The organism is Paraburkholderia sp. RL17-347-BIC-D (assembly GCF_046027915.1).
Classification (GTDB): domain Bacteria; phylum Pseudomonadota; class Gammaproteobacteria; order Burkholderiales; family Burkholderiaceae; genus Paraburkholderia.
The window spans coordinates 1-20267 of sequence record NZ_JARESS010000077.1 but is presented as its reverse complement, the minus strand read 5'-3'; the positions used below and the strand labels follow the sequence as shown (position 1 = coordinate 20267).

The 20267-nt window shown below is 62.1% G+C and carries 15 protein-coding genes; 4 read left to right on the top strand and 11 right to left on the bottom strand.

Going from position 1 to position 20267, the window contains the following annotated elements:
- Positions 1–37: 37 nt before the first annotated feature.
- The 9 genes from P0D96_RS43895 to P0D96_RS43855 all read right to left on the bottom strand — a co-directional run bounded on the left by P0D96_RS43895 (position 38) and on the right by P0D96_RS43855 (position 9712).
- Positions 38–1207 carry a porin gene (locus P0D96_RS43895; protein WP_408320266.1) on the bottom strand — a complete coding sequence of 390 codons (1170 nt, stop codon included), beginning with the start codon at positions 1205–1207 and terminating at the stop codon, positions 38–40.
- Between the two features lie 135 nt (positions 1208–1342).
- Complete coding sequence (locus P0D96_RS43890) at positions 1343–2176, bottom strand: ABC transporter ATP-binding protein (protein WP_408320264.1); 834 nt, start codon at positions 2174–2176, stop codon at positions 1343–1345.
- On the bottom strand, positions 2166–3008 hold the full coding sequence (locus P0D96_RS43885) for an ATP-binding cassette domain-containing protein (protein WP_408320262.1): 843 nt from the start codon (positions 3006–3008) through the stop codon (positions 2166–2168). The genes P0D96_RS43890 and P0D96_RS43885 overlap by 11 nt, the downstream gene beginning before the upstream one ends.
- A complete protein-coding gene (locus P0D96_RS43880; RefSeq protein ID WP_408320260.1) occupies positions 3005–3976 on the bottom strand; it encodes an ABC transporter permease in 972 nt (323 codons plus the stop codon). The genes P0D96_RS43885 and P0D96_RS43880 overlap by 4 nt, the downstream gene beginning before the upstream one ends.
- The gene (locus P0D96_RS43875) at positions 3973–4908 is read right to left on the bottom strand and encodes an ABC transporter permease (RefSeq protein ID WP_408320258.1); all 936 of its coding nucleotides are present in this window, start codon (positions 4906–4908) and stop codon (positions 3973–3975) included. The genes P0D96_RS43880 and P0D96_RS43875 overlap by 4 nt, the downstream gene beginning before the upstream one ends.
- Positions 4909–4915: 7 nt before the next feature.
- On the bottom strand, positions 4916–6481 hold the full coding sequence (locus tag P0D96_RS43870) for an ABC transporter substrate-binding protein (protein WP_408320256.1): 1566 nt from the start codon (positions 6479–6481) through the stop codon (positions 4916–4918).
- 145 nt (positions 6482–6626) lie between these two features.
- Entirely contained in the window at positions 6627–7298 is a 672-nt protein-coding gene (locus tag P0D96_RS43865) for a cysteine hydrolase family protein (protein ID WP_408320274.1), read from the bottom strand.
- A 195-nt stretch (positions 7299–7493) separates the two neighbouring features.
- Positions 7494–8576, bottom strand: coding sequence for a LacI family DNA-binding transcriptional regulator (locus P0D96_RS43860; RefSeq protein WP_132380955.1), 1083 nt, complete (start codon positions 8574–8576; stop codon positions 7494–7496).
- Positions 8577–8806: 230 nt separating this feature from the next.
- A complete protein-coding gene (locus tag P0D96_RS43855) occupies positions 8807–9712 on the bottom strand; it encodes a LysR family transcriptional regulator (protein ID WP_408320254.1) in 906 nt (301 codons plus the stop codon).
- 96 nt (positions 9713–9808) lie between these two features.
- Here P0D96_RS43855 and P0D96_RS43850 point away from each other — a divergent pair, with 96 nt between their 5' ends.
- The 3 genes from P0D96_RS43850 to P0D96_RS43840 all read left to right on the top strand — a co-directional run bounded on the left by P0D96_RS43850 (position 9809) and on the right by P0D96_RS43840 (position 14829).
- The gene (locus tag P0D96_RS43850) at positions 9809–13396 is read left to right on the top strand and encodes an indolepyruvate ferredoxin oxidoreductase family protein (RefSeq protein ID WP_408320252.1); all 3588 of its coding nucleotides are present in this window, start codon (positions 9809–9811) and stop codon (positions 13394–13396) included.
- Between the two features lie 8 nt (positions 13397–13404).
- Positions 13405–14337 (top strand): branched-chain amino acid transaminase, encoded by a 933-nt coding sequence (locus tag P0D96_RS43845; RefSeq protein WP_408320250.1) that lies wholly within the window; start codon positions 13405–13407, stop codon positions 14335–14337.
- Between the two features lie 66 nt (positions 14338–14403).
- On the top strand, positions 14404–14829 hold the full coding sequence (locus P0D96_RS43840) for an acyl-CoA thioesterase (RefSeq protein WP_408290576.1): 426 nt from the start codon (positions 14404–14406) through the stop codon (positions 14827–14829).
- Between the two features lie 135 nt (positions 14830–14964).
- Here P0D96_RS43840 and P0D96_RS43835 read toward each other — a convergent pair whose 3' ends face one another.
- Both P0D96_RS43835 and P0D96_RS43830 read right to left on the bottom strand, forming a co-directional pair.
- Positions 14965–16473 carry a pyridoxal phosphate-dependent decarboxylase family protein gene (locus tag P0D96_RS43835; RefSeq protein WP_408320248.1) on the bottom strand — a complete coding sequence of 503 codons (1509 nt, stop codon included), beginning with the start codon at positions 16471–16473 and terminating at the stop codon, positions 14965–14967.
- A 314-nt stretch (positions 16474–16787) separates the two neighbouring features.
- The gene (locus tag P0D96_RS43830) at positions 16788–18338 is read right to left on the bottom strand and encodes a bifunctional AfsR/SARP family transcriptional regulator/alpha/beta hydrolase (RefSeq protein ID WP_408320246.1); all 1551 of its coding nucleotides are present in this window, start codon (positions 18336–18338) and stop codon (positions 16788–16790) included.
- Positions 18339–18456: 118 nt separating this feature from the next.
- Between P0D96_RS43830 and P0D96_RS43825 the strand changes: the two genes are divergently transcribed.
- On the top strand, positions 18457–19839 hold the full coding sequence (locus P0D96_RS43825) for an FAD-dependent oxidoreductase (protein WP_408320244.1): 1383 nt from the start codon (positions 18457–18459) through the stop codon (positions 19837–19839).
- Positions 19840–20267 lie beyond the last annotated feature (428 nt).

Genomic DNA, 20267 nt, shown 5'->3' with positions numbered 1-20267 from the left:
AACGCGTTGCCGGTTTGCGCCGGTAAAAGCAGTGCTGCTAGAACTTGTGCACGAGTCCGACGCTGACCACCGCCTGGTTCTGTCCCGACGAGGGCAGCATGGTCTGAATCTGCGAGGCCAGCATGCCGTTAGAAGTCGCCGGCAATGGACCGCCCGTAGGTCGCGGGAAGCCGCCACCAGCCGCGCGCAGATAGATCACTTCCGTGTAGATGGAGGTCCGCTTGGAGAGAAACTTGTCGACCAGCAGATTGACCTGGTGCCAGTGCACCTGCGTGGGTCCGCCCGGACCGCCGGTGATGTTGTCGCTCGTGTACGTGTAGGCCATGCCGAAAAACAGCGTCGGATCGAGGGTGAAGCGCGCATTCGCTTCATAGTTGTTGAAGCGGTAGTTGATGCCGCTCGTCAACGTCGTGCCCACGTCGTTGTAGATCGCGTTGCTGTACATCAGACTCAGCTTGGCCGGTCCGATCACATACGAGGCACCGATGCCCGCAATCTGCTCCCGTTTGGACGTAATCGGCGCATCACAGCAGGTGATGGCACCGTTGGTGTTCACGTTCGCAGTGGTGTTCACGCCGGGTTCGTCATAGAGCGAATAGGCGGCCGCAATCGAAAATGCGCCCAGCGAATAGATGCCGCCTACCGACCACATGCGATTGTTCGCAAAGGCGCCGGGCGCGTTGCTGAAGGCGTACATCGCGGTGCCGGTGAAGCCCTTGAAGTTCGGCGAGACGTATTTGATCGAGTTATTGACGCGCAGATAGTCGTCGGTATTGTCGTTGTCGTACGGATGCGAAAACATCACGCCGCCCCACGCGCCGTTGGACGTCATCGTCTGCAAGGTGCCGACAATCGCGTCGTACTGGCGGCCGAACGTCAGCGTGCCGTAGTCAGGATTCGAAAAACCCACGAACGCCTGGCGGCCGAACATGCGGTTGTTCTGACCGAGCGCGCCGTTGACCGGGTTAAAGCCGTTCTCCAGCGTGAAGATCGCCTTGGTGCCGCCGCCGAGGTCTTCGGCGCCTCGCAGCCCCCAGCGGCTGCCGTACTCGCCGTTGCCGGTCAACTGCACGGCGCTATGGCCGCCCTGGTTCGACGAGTAGGTGATGGCCTCGTTGATGATCCCGTACAGCGTGACGGAACTCTGCGCATGAACGAAACCGCTCCCGCCCAGCAGAGCCGCCATGATGAATAACTTTTCCTTCACCGCTCTTCTCCAAACAAGAAATCGCGACGCCCCGGTCGGCTAGCGATCGATTGATGATAGCAAATGAATCGATTCACCATAGGTTAAAAAAATCCCAAGGTGGGCCCGCTCACTGCTTGACCCGGATCTTCTTCTTTACTGCTCAGATCGCCTTTCTTGCAGCCGGCCAATGCCTTTCGGGATCGCCGCCAGCAACTCCGTCGTGTAGCGCTCGCGTGGTTCGAACAGCACCTGATCCACGGCTCCCGCTTCGACGACGCGCCCTTCTCGCATCACCACCACCCGCTGGCACAACTCGCCGACCAGCGCCAGATCGTGGCTGATCACGACCAGCGAGACACCGGCGCTCTGGTGGAGATCGCGCAGCAGCCGGATGATCTCCGCCTGGATCGATACGTCGAGCGCGGAAGTGGGTTCATCGGCAACGACCAGTTCCGGACGGCGCGCGAGCGCCCGTGCGATGCCCACGCGTTGGCGCTGGCCGCCCGATAACTGATGCGGATAGCGCGCCAGCACGAATGCCGGCAGCCGCACCATGTCGAGCAACTGGCGCACCGGCACGCCGTCGTTGCCGATCGCTTCCGCCAGCGTCGTGGCAATCGTCTTGCGCGGGTTCAGCGAGTTCGTCGTGCTTTGGAACACCATCTGGACACGCTGGCGAAACGTCGCGTTCTGCGCTCGCGTCATCGTGTTCAACGCGTCGCCTCTGAAACAGATCGAGCCGGAAGTCGGCGCGGTGAGGCCGACCATCATGCGCGCGACAGTCGATTTGCCGCTGCCGCTTTCGCCGACGATAGCGAGCGCGTCGCCCTTCGCCACCTCGAGACTCACGCCCGACACCGCATGAAAGCGGCGCCGGTTGAACATGCGCTCGAGCGGCGAACGCGCCAGCGCATAGGATTTGCCGACCGCCTGCAGCGCGAAGATCGGCTGCGTGGCGAGAGCGGCGTTCGGCACACTAACGGACATCGCGCGTCTCCTCAGGTTGATGACGGCCCGTAGCACGCGTAACCGGCAAACGCGGAATGCTCGCGATCAGATGCCGCGTGTAGTCGTGCGAAGGCCGCAGAAAGATATCCTCCACCGAGCCGGCTTCGACCACGCACCCCTGCTTCAGCACGACGGCGCGTGAACACAGTTCCGCCATCAGGTCGAGGTTGTGCGTGATGAACACGAGGCCGAGATCCATCTCGTCCACCAGCGTTCGCAGTAACTCGACGATCTGCGCCTGCACGGTCACGTCGAGCGCGGTGGTGGGCTCGTCCGCGAGCAGCAGCGCCGGTTCACAGACAATCGCGGCGGCAATCATCGCGCGTTGTTTCATGCCGCCGCTCAGTTCGTGCGGATACGCGCACTCCGTGGTGCGCGGGTCTTTGAAACCGACGCGTTCGAGCACGCCATGCACTTCGTCGCGGATCGCGCGGCCGCGCAGCGGACGGTGGGCGCGGATCACGTCGGCGAGTTGCGCGCCGATCGTGAAGGCAGGGTTGAGCGCTGTCGCCGGATCCTGGAAGATCATGGAGACGCGCCGTCCACGCAATGCCCGCATACGCGCCTCCGAAGCACGGCCCAGGTCTTCGCCGTCGAGCACGATCCGGCCGCCGCTGATACGCCCCGCGTTGCCAAGCAACCCGAGCACCGCCAGCGACGCGACACTCTTGCCCGAACCCGATTCGCCGACGAGACCGACCGCCTCGCCACGTCCCACGTGCAAATCGAGTCCATGCAACACTTCGGTCTGCGTCTTGCCCGAACCGAAAGTGACGCGCAGGTTTTCGATCGACAGAAGCGCTTCGCTCATAGCGACGCTCCCGGCACATTCGCCGCATGCGCATTGCGCCGCCGCGGATCGAGAATGGTGCGCATCGAGTCGCCGAACAGATTGAAGGCGAGCACGCTGACGAACACCGCCGCGCCCGGAAACACCGACACCCACCAGTTGTCGGTGAAAATCAGTGCGCGCGCGTCGGAGAGCATCGCGCCCCAACTCGGCGTCGGCGGTTGCACACCGAGTCCGATGAAACTGAGCGACGCTTCCACGATGATCGTCACGCCGAGCAGCAGCGACGCCTGGATCAGCACCGGCGAGATGATGTTGGGCAAAACGTCGGAGAACATGATGCGCGCCTCGCTCGCGCCTTGCAGAACCCGTGCGGCGACATACTCCGCTTGCGACTCCGCCTTCGCGAGACTATGGGTGAGCCGCGCAAGACCCGGCGCGTACAGCACGCCGATCAGCAGCACGAGCTTGGTTTCATTCGAAATGGCGAGTAATCCGACACGCAGCGTATCAGTGCCGGTAATGCCGACGAGCGCGATCGCCCAGATCAAGAGCGGAATCGACGCGAGCACTTCCATCACTTTCATCAGCGTTTCGTCGAGCCATGAGCCGGATTTGTAGCCGGCCACGAGGCCGATGCCCGTGCCGAGCACGAGGCCGATCGCGACTGCGCACAGTCCGATGGACAGCGACGCGCGAGCGCCCCATATCGTGCGGCTCAGAATGTCACGGCCCACCTGATCGGTACCGAGCCAGAATGCCGCGCTCGGCGCTTCCAGACGATGTTCGATATAGAGCTGCAGCGGATCCTTCAAGGGCAGCCACGGCGCGCACAATGCAATCACGCCCAGCAGCACGATCGTTACGAGACCGATAGCACCAGCCGGTTCATGCATCAGCGCGCGCAGCAACCGGCCGGCCGATGCGAGCCATGCGCCGAGCACAGGTGGCTTGCGGTGCACGTTGGGTAGCGATGAATCAGCCATCATGTTCTGTTCGCCTTCGGGTCGAGATAACCATGCAGTACGTCGGCGCACGTGTTCGACGCGATGAAAATCGTCGTGATCACGAGCACGATGGCCTGCACCGTTGGATAGTCGCGCTGGAAGATCGCCGTGAGCAACGCACGCGAGACGCCCGGCAGATTGAAAATCTGTTCCACGATCAACGCCCAGCCGAACATGTAGCCGTAACTCATCGCGGCCGTGCTCACGAGCGACGGCAACGCGTTCTTGAGTGCATACAGGCGAATACGCGACGGCGACAAACCGAGCGCTCTGGCGGTTCGCACATAATCCTGCGAGAGCGCGTCAACCATGTTCGCCCGCACCAGACGGCTCAGCACGGAGATGTAGTACACCGACATCGTCAGGACGGGCAACACCAGCGCGAGCAGATGCGCCGCCGATCCATCCGACCAGGGCGTGAGGCCGCCCACCGGAAACCACCCGGTTTTGAGCGCGACATAGCGGATCAGCAGCAGCCCCAGCCAGAACGACGGTACGGATAAACCGACGATCGCCACAGCTCGCAGCAGATGGTCCATGCCGCTGTTCTCTTTCAGTGCCGCCACGGTGCCGAGCACGATCGACACGACGATCGTGAAGATGAACGACAGCGTGACGAGCTCGACGGTATTCGGCAACGTATCGGCGATCTGCGGCCCGATCGGGTTGCCGGTCACGTACGACTTGCCGAAATCGAGCGCGAGCGCACCGTTCAGCCACGTGCCGTATTGCGCGGCGACAGGCCGGTCGAGTCCATATTGATGATTGAACGCGGCAATCTGTTCGACACTTGCGTCGCTGCCCAACGTCAGACGCGCGGGCGACACGGGTGTCGCGCGACACATCGCGAACAGCAACGCGCTCACCACCAGTAGCACCAGCACAGACGAAAACAGCCTTGAAACGGCTTTCATATCCACCTCACGCCTTCGCGAGATAAACGTTGTCGAGCATCAGCGAGAAGCCGGTGTTCACCTGGAAATCCTTGACGTTGCTGCGCCACAGGTTCTGCACTTCCAGCGCGCCGATCCAGACGGCCGGACAGTCGCGCGCCAACACCTGCTGAAGCTTCGCGAGGATCGGCTTCAGCGCTGCCGGATCGTCGACCAGATAGCTGTCGTCGATCAGCTTCAGCAGTTCGGCACTCTCGTAGCCGCTCGCTTTCCAGAGACTTTCGGTTGGCCGGAACAGCGCATTGAGCAGATACGTCGGCTCCGGCGGTGCGATGAAACCGGTCAAGGCCGCAGCGTGGTTACCGACCAGCACCTGCGAGATCATCTGCCCGAAATCGAGCGGACGCAGATTGACGCGCACACCCAGCGACGCCAGTTGCGCCTGAATGAAAAGCGCTGTCGACGATGTATCGATCAGATACGCAGGCTGCACGTACAGCAGATCGAACGACGCGCCACTCGCGTACTTCGAGCTTTTCAACGCCGCTCGCGCATGATCCAGATTGAACGCCAGGCTTCCGGCCGAGCCAGCGTCGTACCACGACGACTCCGGCGCAAATGGCATGCTGCTCGCTTTCACTGCGCCGTAGCACAGATCGCGGCAGATCTTGGCACGGTCCAGCACAAGCGAAACCGCACGGCGAAACGCCGGGTCGTCGAACGGCGCCTTGCGGTTGTTCAGGCACATCATCAGCGGGCTGGTCGGCGATGCGCGGCTATCGCCCGCGAGGCCCGCCGACGTGCGGATCTGCGCAAAGGTCTGGGCCGGCGGCGCACTAATGATCTGCGTCTGGTCCGACATCAGCGACGCGAGCCGCGACGACTCTTCCGGAATGATGCGGAACACGATCTTGTCCCAATGCGGCTCGCCTTTGCCCCAGTAAGCCGGATTGCGCTTCAACTCGACGAAGTCGTTCGCTTTCGACTGCACGAAAATCGCCGGGCCAGTGCCGACACCGACCGGCGTCTGCTTGAAGTAGCCATCCGGGTGCTGCTCGCGGCTGCCTGCCGGAAAAATACCCATGTACTTCGACATGTAGTCGAGCAACGGCCGGTAGGGACGCTTGAGGCGGATCACAGCGGTGTGCGCGTCCGGTGCGCTCACCGACTCGATCACAGTCCAGAACGGACGGCGGAACGCCTTGTTCGCGGGATTCAGCACGTAATCGAAGCTATATTTCACGTCGGCGGAAGTGAAGGGCTGGCCGTTCTGAAAGTTCACGCCGCGCTGCAGATCGAATGTGTAGGTCAGTTTGTCCGGCGAAATCGTCCACGCGCGCGCCAGTTGCGGCACCCGCTGACCGCGCGCGTCGATGCCGACCAGATTCTCGAAGATCAACTGGTTGATCGCCATCACGTCGTGATTCGGCTGGTTGATCGGATCGAGCGTTTGCGGATTGCTCGGAATGGCGACCGAGAGCACCCCTGCTTGCGCCGCGAAGACGCGGCCTTCGAATGCGAACGGCAGTGAAAGCCCCGCGATACCTGCGGCGCCTGCGCGCAGCAGTTGTCGTCGACTGTTGCTGAAAGTCATGAAATCCTCTGCTTTTTCAATGCCGCGCAACTCAACGCGTTTTAGTGAATCGATTCACAGACAATAGTCAGGTTGGCGCGACGAGTCAACTTTTTAAAAATATCGGAAACCCTGGCTGGCGCGTTCAGAGCGCTTTGCGGCGGACCTAGGCGAGCAGCGACGCGGCATCTGCGAGCGACAGCACCGTGGTGCGCGAATCGAATGCCGTGGAAAAAAGATGATCATGCACGACCTGGTCCGGGTCGTAACAGCAATCCTTGACGGTGTACAGGCGGAAGTCCGCGTCGCTCGCATAGGCGACCGACGACAGCATGACGCCGGTCGACGCAATCCCGACCATGATCAACGTATCGATACCCTGTGCGGAAAGCCGTGCCTGCAGATCAGTACCGAAAAACACGCTGACACGATGCCCGATGATGAGCGGTTCGTTGGCCTGCTGGCCGAGTTCCGGCGCGATTTTGTCGTTGATGAAAAGGCCGAGTTGCTTGAGCCCTTGCCCGTTCTTGTTCAACGGGCTGACTTCCGGATAGCCTGGACTGAACTGGATCTTGGCGAAATAGACGCTGACGCCTTTGGCCCGCGCGGCATCGCACAACTTGCGCGTGTTGGCGAGCAGCGTAGGCGCGACAGATGGAAAGAGCCCCAGGATGTCGGTCTGATAATGCATCACAACAAGCGTCGTTTGTGCCGGCACGATCGCCGGTATCTGCGCACCCACGCTTTGCGCGGACGCGGCGCTGATCGCGCCATCTCCACAGCCATCAAGACCGAGTCCCGTCGCCACCGCGCCGGCCAGCGCGCCCGCCGTTTTCATAAACCGCCGACGGCCCGCACGGCCGCCTTCCTCGTTCTCGCCCTGCCCCGACCGTAAGCCGTTTTTCCTGTCGCTCATATCGCACCCTGAGTTTTTTGGTGAATCGATTCATTTACCGTCTCTGCGCAATGTCGGCGGCGAAAAATCCGCTGTCAAGCAACTTTGCGGTCGGGCAAACCCTGGGAATCGATCCGGCTAGCGCTTTTTGCGGCGGGCAGGACTGCGTGGCGCGCCGCACGACTCGCGCACGATCATCCGCATGGGATGTTTGGAGCGGCGGATGCCGGACGGCGCGCTGCCGTCGATCAGTTGCAACATCATGTCCGCTGCTTCGCGGCCGACGTCGCGCGGGTTTTGCGTCACCACGGTCAATGCCGGCGACGCGATTCCGGAATACTCGTGCTCGCCGATGGAAATCACCGACAGGTCTGCCGGGATCGACAGCCCGGTTTCCCGCACGACTTCAAGCACGATGGCCACGTCGTTCAGCGTGGCGATGATCGCGGAAGGCGGCTGCGGAGCGCTGAGCAGCGCCCGGCAGACGTCCTTGTTGAAGGCGCTGGTGCGCAGCACGAGCGCCGGATCGAGCGCGATGCCGGCGGCCTCGCACGCGGCCAGATAACCACGTACCATCTCGCGGCCTACCCACGTGTTTTCGTGGCCGGCCACGAGCGCAATCGCGCGATGCCCGAGCGACGTGAGATAGCGCACAGCCTGACGACAGCCGTCGGCGTGATCGGTCAGTACCGAATTGAATTCGCCCTGGGCATCGCGCTCCCACAGCACGACCGGCATATTCAGGGTATGCAGGAAGTTGAAATAGGAAGGCGTCTCGTCGTCGGAAATCGCGCCGATGAATCCGTCGATGCGGCGTTGCTTCAGGCTCGACAGAATGGCCCGCTCGCGCTCGAGATCGTAATGTGAATTGGCGATCAGAATCTCGAAACCCCTTGCCCGCAGGCGCTCTTCGGCGGCGCTCACCATCTGTGCGGCGGTGTGCTGCGTGATGTCGGAAATCAGACAGCCAATCGCGCTCGAACTGCCTTTGCGCATGCTGCGTGCCACCACGTTCGGCACGAAATTCAACTCGGCCACCGCGGCACGCACCGCCTCCTGAATGGCCGGCGCCACATTCTCGCGGCCGTTCAGCACACGCGACACCGAACCGACCGACACCTTCGCGAGACGCGCGACGTCCTGCACGGTGGGCGAGCCCTGCGGAGATTTGCGGCTGCGCAACGCAGGCTTAACGGGTTTGCTGGCTCTCTCTTTGGGCATGACGGAAGGCGGAACAGTGGTCGATCGATTCTCAATGAATCGATGCATCGGGCCGATTATAATGCGTCCCGGCTCTAGCTCATGTCAGCGCGGCCTTACGGCGCGGGCCGGCAGTCGTCCGTGCACAAGGAAAACAGTCGTCAGGCCATGCGAAAAACAGATACGTCTGGATTGCCAGCGTCAATTCGGGCGGTGCATGTCATTCTCACCGAGCCGCTCACACCTTCCTTTCAACTCCAGCATGCATGAATCAGGAACTGCTGGAACGCAACGGCCGGCGTATCCAGCGTTGCGCCTTTGCGCCACAACATGCCCGCATCCATCTGCGGAATCGCGTTGAAAATGGGCCGCGCGTCGATCCGCTTGCCTTCCAGCGACCACGGTCGAAACACCATGTCGGACAGAATCGTGACGCCGAAACCATGCGCGACCAGACCTCGCAGCGCTTCCATTGAACTGGTGCGAAAGGCGATATTCGGTTCGACATCGTTCTGCTTCCAGTAACGCAGCGTGGACTGCTCGCCTTCGTCTACCGTAATCAAAATATATGGATAGCTCGCGATATCCGCGAGCGAAGGCGCATTGAGTTGCGCAAGAGGATGGGTGGGCGCGGTCCACAACTGCCGGCGCGAGCGAATCAGTACATGGTGCCCGAAACGCCTGATATTTTCGACGTTGGAGAGCAGAACGATGCCGAGATCGACGTCGCCGGAGAGCACGGCCTGCTCGATCGATTCGCGGTCCAGGTCGTGCAGATCGATCACGATGTCGGGATACGTCGCGCGAAAACGCGCCATCAACTCGGGCAGGAAATAGCCCAGCACCGTATACGATGCCGCAATGCGCACGGTCCCTTTCAGATCGTGCGAGCGGAACGGCGCCTTGTAGACCGCGTCGCGCACCGAATCGAGTATGTGTCTCGCGTGGTTCAGAAAATCGTGCCCGTCCGGCGTCAATGTGACGCCTTGGGGCAGGCGTTCGAATAGCCGCGTACCCAGGGTTTCCTCCAATGCCAGCACGGCATTGGTGATCGCCGATTGCGACACATGCTCGGCCGTCGCCGCCATCGAAAACTGCCCGCTCTGGGCGGCCGCCACGAAGTAACGCATCTGCCGCAGGGTAACGTCTTTTGACATGTGTTTTTCGAATAGCAGGATTCGGTATTCGTGATTTTACGTTGGAAATTCCGCTTCCTATACTCCGCTTCCAATAAAGCCGCCGGAGACCTCACCATGAACGCCCCGCTAACGTCCCCGCTACGTGACGCGCTTGCCGACCTATCGCTCGACGACAAATACACGCTCGAAAAGGGCCGCGTTTATATGAGCGGCACTCAGGCGCTGGTGCGGCTGCCTATGCTGCAGAAGGCGCGCGACCGCCGCGCCGGCCTCAACACGGCGGGCTATGTGTCCGGCTATCGCGGCTCGCCGCTCGGCGCGCTCGATCAGGGCCTATGGAAAGCGAAGAAGCATCTGAAGGAACACGACGTCGTGTTTCAACCGGGGGTTAATGAGGACCTTGCGGCGACTGCCGTGTGGGGCACGCAGCAGCTCAACCTCTGGCCGGGCGCGAAGGTCGACGGTGTCTTCGGCATGTGGTACGGCAAGGGGCCGGGTGTAGATCGCACCGGCGACGTCTTCAAGCACGCGAATTCGGCCGGCACCGATCCGAACGGCGGCGTGCTGGTGCTGGCGGGCGACGACCATGCGGCGAAGTCGTCGTCGGTCGCGCATCAATCCGAGCACATGTTCGTGGCAAGCGGCATTCCGGTGCTCTATCCGGCAAGCGTGCAGGAGTATCTCGACTATGGTCTGCACGGCTGGGCTATGAGCCGCTACGCAGGTCTGTGGGTTGCGATGAAATGCGTGACGGACGTGGTCGAGTCAAGCGCGTCGATCGACATCGACCCGGACCGTTTGCAGATCGTCCTGCCCGACGACTTCGACATGCCCGAAGGCGGCCTGAATATCTGCTGGCCCGACCCGCCGCTGGCACAGGAGGCGCGTCTGCTCAACTACAAGTGGTACGCGGCGCTCGCCTACATTCGCGCGAACAAGCTCAACCGCGTGGTGATCGACAGCCCCACTCCGCGCCTTGGCATCATGACCGCGGGCAAGGCGTATCTCGACGTGCGGCAGGCGCTCGCCGACCTCTCGCTCGACGACGAAACCTGCGCGCGCATCGGCATTCGCGTGCTGAAGGTGGGTTGCGTATGGCCGCTCGATGCGCAGAACGCGCGCGACTTCGCAACCGGGCTCGACGAGATTCTGGTGGTCGAAGAAAAACGCCAGATTCTCGAATATGCGCTCAAAGAGGAACTCTATAACTGGCGCGACGACGTGCGCCCAAAGGTGTTCGGCAAGTTCGATCAGCGTGAGGACGAAGGCGGCGAATGGTCCGTGCCGCGCGGACAGACTTTACTGCCCGCGCACTACGAACTGTCGCCCGCCTTGATCGCGAAAGCGATCGCCCGGCGCCTCGCCAAAGCCGATCTGCCTGCCGATCTGCGAGTGCGAATCGATGCGCGCGTGGCCGTGATCGAAGCCAAGGAGCGTGAGGCTGCCACGCCGCGTTCCGTGCCGGAGCGGCAGCCGTGGTTCTGTTCGGGCTGCCCGCACAACACGTCGACACGCGTGCCGGATGGCTCGCGCGCACTGGCCGGCATTGGCTGTCACTACATGTCGATGTGGATGGACCGCAAGACGGAGACCTTCAGCCAGATGGGCGGCGAAGGTGTCGCGTGGACCGGCCAGATGCATTTCACGGATGAGCGCCACGTGTTCGTCAATCTGGGCGACGGCACCTATTTCCATTCGGGTCTGCTAGCGATTCGCGCCTCCATTGCGGCAGGCGCGAACGTCACCTACAAGGTGCTCTACAACGACGCGGTCGCGATGACCGGCGGCCAACCGGTAGACGGTGTGCTCACAGTCCCGCAGATCGCGTTTCAGGTCGTTGCCGAGGGCGCGAAGCACGTGCTGATCGTGACCGACGAGCCGGAGAAATACGACGCGAACATTCGTCTTCCCGAAGGAGTGACGGTCTATCACCGCGACGAACTCGACCGGTTGCAGCGCGAGTTGCGCGAAGTGGCCGGTACATCGATTCTGATCTACGACCAGACCTGTGCGACCGAAAAACGCCGGCGCCGCAAACGCGGTACGTATCCCGATCCAGCGAAGCGCGCCTTCATCAATGACGCAGTGTGCGAAGGCTGTGGCGATTGCTCGGTGCAATCGAACTGCCTGTCGGTCGAGCCGCTGCAAACGTCGCTCGGCACCAAGCGCAAGATCAATCAATCGTCGTGCAATAAAGACTTTTCGTGCGTGAACGGCTTCTGTCCGAGTTTCGTTACGGCTGAAGGCGCACAGGTGAAAAAGCCCGCTAAGCACGCATCCGCAGCCGCGTTGCCCGATTTCGCGGCACTGCCGCGGCCCGCGATTGCTTCGTTATCCAAGCCGTATGGCGTGCTGGTGACCGGTGTCGGTGGAACCGGCGTCGTGACGATCGGCGGCTTGCTTGGCATGGCGGCTCACCTCGAACACAAGGGTGTCACCGTGCTCGATATGGCTGGGCTCGCGCAGAAAGGCGGCGCTGTGCTCAGCCATGTGCAGATCGCCGCGGCACCCGACCAATTGCACGCCACGCGGATCGCGGCCGGTGAAGCGCGCCTGATTCTCGGCTGCGATGCGATTGTTTCCGCTTCCGCTGAAGTGCTGGCACGCACGCAACGCGGCGTGACGAAAGCGGCGATCAACAGCGGTGCCACGCCGACCGCACAGTTCGTGCGGGATCCGCACTGGAGTTTTCCGGCCGATCAGACACGACAGGATCTGCGCGCGAGCATCGGCGACGACTGCGACTTCATCGACGCCAATCGTCTCGCGCTCGCACTGTTAGGTGACACACTCTATGCGAATCCTCTGTTGCTCGGCTTTGCCTGGCAACGCGGCTGGCTGCCGCTCAGCTACGCAAGTCTCGATCGCGCGATCGAACTGAATGGCGTGGCCGTCGAAAAGAATCGTCTGGCGTTCGAATGGGGCCGCTACGTCGCGCAGCACGGTGAAGCCGCCGTGGAGGCTTTTACGCCGCTCGCCGGCAAGCAGCAGGCCATCGTCGTGCAGATGCCCGAATCGCTGGACCGGCTGATCGAGCGCAACGTCGAGCGGCTGAGTGTCTATCAGAACCCGCGTTATGCGGCGCGCTATGTTGCAGCCGTCGAACGGCTGCGCGAGAAGGAAGCGGCTGTTGTGCCTGGGTCGAAGCCCCGGCTCACGCCGGTGGTCGCGCGCAATCTCGCGAAACTGATGACCTATAAGGACGAGTACGAAGTGGCCCGTCTGTATGCGGACCCGGCCTACATGGACAAGCTGCGCGCGCAGTTCGAAGGCGAGCCGGGTCGCGATTACAAGCTCGCGTTCCATCTCGCGCCGCCATTGCTCGCCAAACGCGACGAACACGGCCGCCTGAAAAAGCAACGATTCGGGCAATGGATGCTCACGGTATTTCGCGTGCTCGAAAAACTCAGGTTCCTGCGTGGCACTGCGTTCGACGTATTCGGCAAGACGGAGGAACGGCGCAATGAACGTGAGCTGATCGAACAGTACTTCGCGCTGGTCGACGAGTTCTGCGCAACGCTCGACGTCGCCCGATTCGATGCGGCGCTGAAGCTCGCCGATCTGCCGGGCGAGATTCGCGGCTTCGGTCACGTCAAGGAGCGCAACGTGCTCGCCGCGGCACCGAAGCGCGAACGCTGGCTTGCCGAGTACCGGGCCGATGCGGACAGCACGCCGCCCGTTTCATCCTCTCAATCTTTCTAAAAAGCGTTATGAAAACGACTATGCATGACCGTGACGGCGTGATCTGGCTAGATGGCGAACTGGTGCAGTGGCGGGACGCGCAACTCCACTTTCTGACTCATTCGCTCCACTATGGCATGGCGGTATTCGAAGGCGTCAGGGCATACGAGACCGCCGCGGGTCCCGCGATCTTCCGGCTCGACGACCACACGAAAAGACTGTTCAATTCCGCAAAGATCTTTGAAATGGCTGTGCCTTTCAGCGCAGAGACGATTCGCGAGGCGCAACTGGAAGTGGTGCGCCGCAATCAGCTGACCGCGTGCTATCTGCGGCCTCTCGTATGGCTCGGCAGCGAACAGATGGGCCTCGGTGCGCGCGGCAACACGGTTCACGTCGGGATCGCCGCGTGGCCTTGGGGCAGCTATCTCGGCGAGGAGGGACTCGTGCGCGGCATTCGTGTCAAGACATCGTCGCTATCGCGTCACCATGTGAATGTGTCGCTGGTTCGCGCCAAGGCGAGCGGCTACTACATCAACTCGATTCTGGCCAATCGCGAAGTCACCCGTAACGGTTACGACGAGGCGCTGCTGCTCGACACGGAAGGCTATGTGTCCGAGGGCGCGGGTGAAAACGTTTTCATCGTGCGAAATGCTGTGCTGTATACGCCGGACCTGGCCTCGTGCCTCGACGGCATCACACGCGCGTCGGTCATTGAAATCGCGCGGGATCAGGGCCTTCAGGTCGTCGAAAAACGCATTACGCGCGACGAAATGTACTGCGCCGACGAAGCCTTTTTTACGGGCACGGCAGCCGAGCTGACGCCCATTCGTGAACTCGACGATCGCGTGATCGGCAACGGAGAGCGTGGACCGGTCACCGCAAAGCTGCAGGACACGTTCTTCGCCGCGGTCGCCGGCAAATCGGAACGCTACGCACACTGGCTGACGCACGTGGTCCGCTGAACGCGATATTTGCCAGGAGCCGGGCGCTATCGTGCAGCTCCCGCTCACTTACGACACGAGACCGCCATGCCCGCCTCCTCATCCTCGGAACGCCTTCCCGCCCACGCGATGCCCGTGCTGCGCGTCGTGCCCCAACCGTCGAGCGCCAACGTACACGGCGATGTCTTCGGCGGCTGGATCATGTCACACGTCGACATCGCCGGATCGATTCCCGCCAGCCGGCGCGCGAACGGCCGTGTCGTCACCATCGCCGTCAATTCGTTCACGTTCAGACAGCCCGTTTTTATCGGCGACCTGTTGAGCTTCTACGCAGAAATCGTGCGCGAGGGACGTACGTCGATCACCGTCAACGTGGAGGTCTTCGCTCAACGCATGGGCATGGCGGCCGACGTCGTCAAGGTGACGGAAGCTACCCTCACCTTTGTAGCCACCGACTCAGCGCGAATGCCACGCCCTTTGCCACCCATCGACCCGCTTCCACGTCAACGCTGAACTACTCGTAACGGGCATTGGCCTCCGAAAGACGAGCGTTGCCTGATCGGCCATAGCCGAACGATGCCGAGGTTCCGGAGGCGCATATTGATTCTGCTTTCAACGCCGAAGCGGAGCGAGACTCGAACAAACAAGTCAGGCGGTGCGGCTTGCACTCACAATCTGGTGCCCAAGCCGAACGATTTCATTGACCAGCAGATCCAGGTCATCGCGGCGGGTGCGGTGGTTGCATATCGCTACCCGCAGGCAATGCACTCCGTGCACCGTCGTGTCGGACAAGGCCGCGATGCCCGCTTCCTGTAGCCGCAGCATGATCTCGATGTTGAGCGCCTTCAATGCTCCCTCTTCCACCCCCTCCGGACGATATCGGAAGCATACGATGTTGATATTCGTTGGCGCGACCAGTTCGAGAAGGGGCTCGGCCTTGATCAGGCCGCTGAGGTAGCGACCCTGTGCGATGTTCTGATCGATCAGGCGGCCAAACTTCTCGACTCCATGCTCTTTTAGTGCCATCCAGACCTTCAGCGCACGGAAACCTCTCGTCGTCTGCAGTCCGTACTCATACAGCCAAGGGGCCGACGCGATTCCGCGCGGCGTCGGCTCCAGATATTCCGGTGTCACCGCGAACGCGCCTCGATGGGCAGAGGCGTCGCGAACCAGGGCGCAGCCGACTTCAAACGGTGCGTGCAACCACTTGTGAGGATCGAGCGCGATGGAATCCGCCCGCTCAATTCCTGCAACGCGATTTGCATTTTCGGGAGCGATCGCAATCAGCGCGCCGATGCATCCGTCAATGTGCAACCAGAGGTTCTCTTCGGCGGCCAGATCCGCCAGCGCCATCAGATCGTCGATCGCGCCGGTGTTAACTGTCCCCGCTGTCGCTATCACACAGGCAGGCTGAAATCCCGCCGCCCGATCCTCTGCGATCGCAACGCGCAGGGCGGCGAGATCGATCCGTAGTTCGACATCTGTCGGGATGTATCGCAGCGCTCGGTTTCCCATGCCTAGCGCCTCCATGGCCTTTCGGTGGCAGCTGTGGATCTGGTCCGAGCCATAGAAACGCAAGGGCCGCTCCATGGCGGCGACACCATGCTCGCGCACGTCGATGCCGGCCTTGGCGTTGCGCGCCACTGTCAAACCAATGATATTGGCCATTGAGCCACCGCTCACCAATGTGCCGCTGGCCGAAACTGGAAAACCGATCATCTCCTTGCACCAGTTGACCACTTGCCGATCCATCAGGGCAGCAGCATGATTGCCGCCACCAAGGTTAGAGCCCTGGATTGCCGCCAGGAAATCTCCCAGTGCACCGGTGAAGTTGCTAGCCCCCATATACCAGGACCAAAAGCGCGGATGCACGTTGCCAAGCGGATAGGGCAACACGTTCTCGGCAAGCTCGTGATAGATCCCTTCCACCGGCGACGCCGACCGTGGCAGCGCTTGCTCGAATAAGGCTGTGACATCCGCCGGCATGTTTCGCCACACCGGCCGGCTGCGGACATCGCGCAGGTAGTCAACCGCATCGTCGATGATCTGGTGGGAAAGTGTCCGCAGCCCGGTCCAATCGTCCGGATCGAGCGTTTCCTCGAAGCGCGGCTGGACTCCGGGGAAAGCGCGCGAACCAGCGGCATCTTTCTTATCCATCACGGCACCTGTTCGATCAAGGAGTAACGTGTTCGTGTCGCGATAGCCATGCTCAGGAGCGCAGGCCCTGTCGGCACAAGTCCGGCGATCTGACAACCTCGGGAGAGATGAGCCGTTCAACGAACAAGAATAATCCCAAAAGGCCGCTTCCGAGAAGACGGACATTCAACGCGCGCTTGTCACGGCAGTCGAACGGTTACATCGTCGGATATTGCGATTCAGCGGCGCTGCATAGGTAGGTTTCATCTGAATCGCACTTTGCCTCGAGCGGATATATTGGCCTGCATCTCTCATCTCTCATCTCTCGGTCGCAGTCACGCCGCGAGACTGCCGACAAATTGCTTGATGTTGTCCAGGACGGGTTGCTGGTCGCCCGCGAAGACCCAGTGATCGGCACCATCGAGTTCGACGAATCGCGCCTGCGCGATGTGGCTGGCGAGATGCCGGCCGGCGCCGATGCGAACGGCGCGGTCGCCGTGGCGGTGGAGCACCAGAGTCGGAACGGAAATTCGGCCCAGGAGATGCCGCACATCCATATCGCGCAACGCCTCGAGCACGCCCTTGATGGCTCCCGGGCTCGACGCGGCCCGCAGCAAGCCTGCCCACCAGGCTCTCGCCTGCGAATCGCAGGAGAGGCTCGGCGCGAATGTTTCGATACCGGCAGGACCGCCCCAGACGGCGACGAGCTGCCGCAGCCACGCGTCGTACTGGCTAGCCTGCAGCGCGTGCGGATAGTCGGATGCCGCGCTCCCCTTCGCCAACGAGCCGAAGAGAACGAGGCCGGCGACACGGTCGGGGTGATCAGCAGCAAATTTGATGCATGCCGGTCCGCCCTCGGACGCGCCGAACAGAACGACCCGGCGGCTGCCAGCGGCGTCAAGCACGGTGCCGATGTCCTGCGCGGTCGCGTCGACGCTCGGATTGAACCCGACCCGGTCGGAAAGCCCGATGCCGCGACGATCGAGCAGGACAAGACGGCCCATCTCAGTGAGCGCGGACAGGAACGCCCGGCACCGGGGCTCCTCCCAGACCCGTTCGACATGGGACACGAAACCGGGCAGCACCAGAACATCAATGCGGCCGGCACCATAGGTCTGGAACGCGAGATGGACGCCGCCACCGCTGACGTAACGCGTCGACGGCGGGTCCTCGATGGGTAACGTCGCGCCCGCATCAAGCAGCGCGCGGGTCTCGGATTCGGGGGCTACATTGAGCTCGTCGCGAAGGCGCTGCGTCAGGGCCTCGAGGTGCCGCTGGGCTGTGGCTCGGTCTCCGGCGAGCAGAAGGTTGCGGATGAGGTGCCGGCCGTACACTTCGCTGAGCGGATCGAGCTCAACAAGACGGCCGGCATGGGCGGCGGCGGTCGCGTAGTCACCGGCCGCATTCTTGTCGTGCACCACTCGCTCGAGCGCCTGGATCGCCCGGCCCCGCAAGGCCTCCCGGCGAAAAAAAGCCCACTCGTCGAACTGCGGGCAGTCGCCGGGCGAAAAACCTTCGAGAAAGTCGCCGGGATAATGACGGCAGGCCCGCTCGAACTCGCCGCGGTCGCAGGCTTGCTCGAACAGCTGGGAATCCAACTGCAAGTCGATCGCTGATGACCATCGAACCGTCGACCGGTCGGTGGCGAGAACGTCGTCGCCAAGCGTGAGCTGGAGGCGATGCAACAGACGCCTCAGGCGCGCCCGTACAACCTCTTCGCCGCCTTCCGGCCACAACATCGTGGCGAAGACGTCACGCCCGACTGAGCCGTTCGCTTCGGCCAGGTAGACCAGCAGGGCCATGCCCTTGCGCAGGGGCAGCTGACACAGCCGGCCGTCCCGACGGATCTCCGGAAATCCAAGCGTCCGCACGCTGAACAGAGCCATGGCGAGGCGACCCTCAATGACGGCGTCCGGGGGACGCTCAGGGGACGAAGCAATCCTACCATTCCCTGCAAGCGATGGTCACTGGACTCATTGCGACGGATTGAACTGGAGGATTGCCATGAAGAACCTGGGCGAGCATGCGATCGTGATCGGCGCCAGCATGGGTGGGCTCCTGGCCGCCCGCGTGCTGTCGGATTTCTATACCACAGTCACCTTGCTCGAACGCGATGCGTTTCCGGCAGCAGACACGCCGCGCAAGGGCGTGCCACAGGGTCGTCATACCCATGGGCTCCTTGCGCGCGGCAGCGCGGTACTCGAGGAATTCTTCCCGGGATACAACGCCGAGGTCGTCGCCCAAAGCGGCGGCTTGATCGGTGATGTCGCCAACGATGTGATCTGGATAGGTCGCAACGTCAGGCTTGCTAACGGCACGAGCGACCTGATCGGTCTGCTTGCGAGCCGTCCCGTGCTCGAAGGCCATCTACGCCGACGGCTCCTCGGATTGCCGAACGTGCGCGCCATAGAAAGTTGCGCTGTGCGTGGCCTTGCCACCGACCCCGTTCGCAAGAGCGTGACCGGTGTGCGCATATGTGTCGAGGGCAAACCGGAAGAGACACTCAACGCGGACCTTGTCGTTGATGCGACTGGCCGTGGCTCATCCAGTGCGGCGTGGCTTGAAGCACTCGGCTACCAACCTCCCGCCAATGAGAAGGTCGAGATCGGCATCTGCTACACGACCCGTACCTATCGACGTCGGCCGACTGATCTTGACGGCAAGCACGGTATTGTTGTCGCCGGTAGTGCGCCGAACTGGCGCAATGGTGTCCTGCTCGCGCAGGACAACGACAGCTGGATCGTCAGTGCCGGAGGTTTTCTTGGCGACGACGCACCGGACAACGACCAGGGCTTTCTCGCGTATCTGGCGACGCTGCCGACCATGGAGATTCACGACGTTGCCGCGAGAGCGGAACCGCTAACCGATTACAAGCACTACCGCTACGCCTCCAGCCTGCGTCGGCGGTACGAGAAGCTTGCACGCTTCCCCGGGAACTACCTGGTTTTTGGTGACGCCATCTGCAGCTTCAATCCGGTCTACGGGCAGGGTATGACGGTCGCGGCAGAGGAAGCGCTGACGCTGCAGCGGTGCCTGCGCGCGGGCTCGAACGATCTTGCGCGTCGATTCTTCCGGGCGGCCGCGAAGATCGTCGATATTCCGTGGGACATCGCCGTTGGCAACGACCTCCGCCATCCACAGGTCAAGGGCGCGCGCCCGCCGATGCTACGTTTCATCAACTGGTACATTGGCAAGCTTCACCTTGCCGCGACGCGCGACAGCACGCTGGCGACGGCGTTTCTGAAGGTTGTCAACCTGATGATGCCGCCGTCGTCGCTGCTCAGCCCTGCGATCGCCAGGCGGGTCTGGCAGGGCAACCGGAGGCCTGTGCTATCGGCTCCCTCGCCCGCAATCGAAGCAGCAAGGCGAAATAGCGCATCGTCGTGACCGGGCATCACGGTTGACCAGCGCAGGCGTCTAACGCGCGCTCGCCACGAACGTTTGCCACGGCCGACAAGCGAAAGGCGATCTCGCGCGAGCGAATGGCCGTTGGACTTTTGCAAGCGGCCGTTGCCGGTCGCGATGACGAACAGCACTTGAGGGTCGAGAAGGCTTATTCGTCAATAACGAAAGCTGACACTCGCCGACACCTGGTCGCGAATGTCGGCAAAGCGACCTGCAACGGCCGCACGTTCCTGATCGGCCATGAAGGTCGCCGGGCACAAGGCAGTCAGCATCCGGGTCGTCAGAACGGCTCATTGGATGATGGATGACAACTCCGAGGACAGTCTCCCCTCCCTTATAATCCCCGCATTGACAGTGATTTCACCGGCGGAGAGCCCCACTTTATGAGTCAGCCAAATGGGCGACATCCT

Excerpts from the sequence above, each read along its gene's own strand:
- P0D96_RS43830 (WP_408320246.1), bottom strand. The coding sequence starts at position 18,338 with ATGGCTCTGTTCAGCGTGCGGACGCTTGGATTTCCGGAGATCCGTCGG.
- P0D96_RS43825 (WP_408320244.1), top strand. The coding sequence starts at position 18,457 with ATGAAGAACCTGGGCGAGCATGCGATCGTGATCGGCGCCAGCATGGGT.
- P0D96_RS43880 (WP_408320260.1), bottom strand. The coding sequence starts at position 3,976 with ATGATGGCTGATTCATCGCTACCCAACGTGCACCGCAAGCCACCTGTG.
- P0D96_RS43845 (WP_408320250.1), top strand. The coding sequence starts at position 13,405 with ATGAAAACGACTATGCATGACCGTGACGGCGTGATCTGGCTAGATGGC.
- P0D96_RS43885 (WP_408320262.1), bottom strand. The coding sequence starts at position 3,008 with ATGAGCGAAGCGCTTCTGTCGATCGAAAACCTGCGCGTCACTTTCGGT.
- P0D96_RS43890 (WP_408320264.1), bottom strand. The coding sequence starts at position 2,176 with ATGTCCGTTAGTGTGCCGAACGCCGCTCTCGCCACGCAGCCGATCTTC.
- P0D96_RS43860 (WP_132380955.1), bottom strand. The coding sequence starts at position 8,576 with ATGCCCAAAGAGAGAGCCAGCAAACCCGTTAAGCCTGCGTTGCGCAGC.
- P0D96_RS43875 (WP_408320258.1), bottom strand. The coding sequence starts at position 4,908 with ATGAAAGCCGTTTCAAGGCTGTTTTCGTCTGTGCTGGTGCTACTGGTG.
- P0D96_RS43850 (WP_408320252.1), top strand. The coding sequence starts at position 9,809 with ATGAACGCCCCGCTAACGTCCCCGCTACGTGACGCGCTTGCCGACCTA.
- P0D96_RS43840 (WP_408290576.1), top strand. The coding sequence starts at position 14,404 with ATGCCCGCCTCCTCATCCTCGGAACGCCTTCCCGCCCACGCGATGCCC.
- P0D96_RS43855 (WP_408320254.1), bottom strand. The coding sequence starts at position 9,712 with ATGTCAAAAGACGTTACCCTGCGGCAGATGCGTTACTTCGTGGCGGCC.
- P0D96_RS43865 (WP_408320274.1), bottom strand. The coding sequence starts at position 7,298 with ATGAAAACGGCGGGCGCGCTGGCCGGCGCGGTGGCGACGGGACTCGGT.
- P0D96_RS43835 (WP_408320248.1), bottom strand. The coding sequence starts at position 16,473 with ATGGATAAGAAAGATGCCGCTGGTTCGCGCGCTTTCCCCGGAGTCCAG.
- P0D96_RS43870 (WP_408320256.1), bottom strand. The coding sequence starts at position 6,481 with ATGACTTTCAGCAACAGTCGACGACAACTGCTGCGCGCAGGCGCCGCA.